This is a genomic window from Mesobacillus sp. (genome assembly GCF_049588175.1).
GTDB lineage: Bacteria > Bacillota > Bacilli > Bacillales > Cytobacillaceae > Mesobacillus.
Map to the genome: position 1 here is coordinate 1 of NZ_JBAVFI010000012.1, position 1,676 is coordinate 1,676.

General features: G+C 41.9%; 3 protein-coding genes. All 3 read left to right on the forward strand.

Annotated elements, in window-relative coordinates; genetic code table 11:
• On the forward strand, window positions 1-763 hold a 763-nt coding region (gene fliD, locus WB217_RS00220; RefSeq protein WP_423989526.1), incomplete at its 5' end, for a flagellar filament capping protein FliD.
• Window positions 764-796: 33 nt separating this feature from the next.
• A complete protein-coding gene (fliS, locus tag WB217_RS00225; RefSeq protein ID WP_423989528.1) occupies window positions 797-1,198 on the forward strand; it encodes a flagellar export chaperone FliS in 402 nt (133 codons plus the stop codon).
• The gene (locus tag WB217_RS00230) at window positions 1,198-1,539 is read left to right on the forward strand and encodes a flagellar protein FliT (RefSeq protein WP_423989530.1); all 342 of its coding nucleotides are present in this window, start codon (window positions 1,198-1,200) and stop codon (window positions 1,537-1,539) included. The genes fliS and WB217_RS00230 overlap by 1 nt, the downstream gene beginning before the upstream one ends.
• Window positions 1,540-1,676: the final 137 nt, after the last annotated feature.

Below are 1,676 nucleotides of genomic sequence, written 5' to 3' on the forward strand. Positions count from 1 at the left end.
AACGTTCAATAATGATCCTATTGTTGCTAATAATACGGATCCTGCTATCAGCGTTAACATTAACAATGACTCTGCTAAAGTGTTCGAGAATATAGTGAAGTTTGTTGACAAATATAACGAATTAATAGATAAAGTCCAAAAGAAAACATCTGAAACCTACTATAAGGACTACCAGCCATTAACTGACGAACAGCGGGAGACATTAAGCGATAAGCAGCAGGAGCAATGGGAGGAAAAGTCCAAAATGGGGTTATTGCGAAGGGATTCCATTTTAACAGGAGCTCTTTCCCAAATGCGCTCGAACTTCTATACACCTGTTGATAATGCCGAAGTCAGCCCGTTGTTTAAGCAGCTTGCTAGCATTGGGATCACCACTTCTGCAAACTACCTCGAGGGTGGTAAACTGGTAATCAACGAAGCTGATTTAAAGAAAGCAATCGAAGAAGATCCGTTGTCAGTCGAAAGACTCTTCAATTCTTCAGGAACCACTGATGGTCAAAAAGGTATAGCCCAAAGGCTATATGATACATCAAATGAGATCATGGAAAAACTTAAAGACAAAGCGGGAAATGCTTTTTCAACGAACCAGCAATTCAGCCTGGGAAAAGATTTGTTAAGTGTTGATAGTCAAATAAAAAGGTTTGAATCCCGCTTAACCCAAGTAGAAGACCGCTACTGGCGCCAATTCACGGCAATGGAAAAAGCCATCCAGAAAGCGAACAGCCAGTCTGCCTATCTCATGCAGCAATTTAGCGGCGCTTAATAAAATGCCCTTTCACAAAAAGGAGAGTAAATCATGGCACTAAATAACCCATATCAGTCATACCAGCAATCTTCAGTTAACACGGCTTCCCCGGGGGAGCTGACGTTGATGTTATATAATGGATGCTTGAAGTTTATCAATCTTTCAAAGCACGCGATGGAGCAAAAAGATATCCCGGCTAGAAATACCAATATCCTTAAAGCGCAAAAGATTGTTCAGGAGCTTATGGTCACTTTGAATATGGATTTGGAAGTCTCTGAGAACATGATGTCGTTATACGATTATATGCACCGCCGTTTGATTGAGGCGAATATCAAGAATGACAAGGCGATTTTAGAGGAAGTGGAAAGCTTGGTCACTGAATTCCGTGATACGTGGAAGCAGGTCATCCAAATGAACCGCCAGAAGCAATTCGCTGAGGGTGGCAGAGCCTAGTGGGGGCAGTCAGCCAATTTTACGAGTTGACAGTGGAATTGATCCGAATTTTATCGTCAGACGAAGAACGTGATGGAAAAATCGCTAAGGTGCAGTCGCTTTTGGATCAACGGGAAAGCTTGATGCAGGAAATAGCTGCCCCTTATACTCCGGATGAGGTGGAAATCGGTCAAAAACTAATCCAGCTGAACGCTAGGTTAATGCAGCTTTTACAAACGGAAAAAATTCTCATTCAAAAAGATATTAAGGATTTGCAGACGAAAAAAGAGTCGAACACGAAGTATGTCAATCCATATCAAAACCTTTCCACTGACGGCATGTTCTACGACAAAAGAAATTAGGTGGATGGATGACAACCTTGAATGAAGAGAAATTCCTCCTGGTCGTGCAGTATGTAGGGCTGCTTGAAACGATCGAGGAAGCGTTTGGGTATATGTTGTTGTGTTTCGATGAATTAAGATTTGAAGAGGCGAAGGAG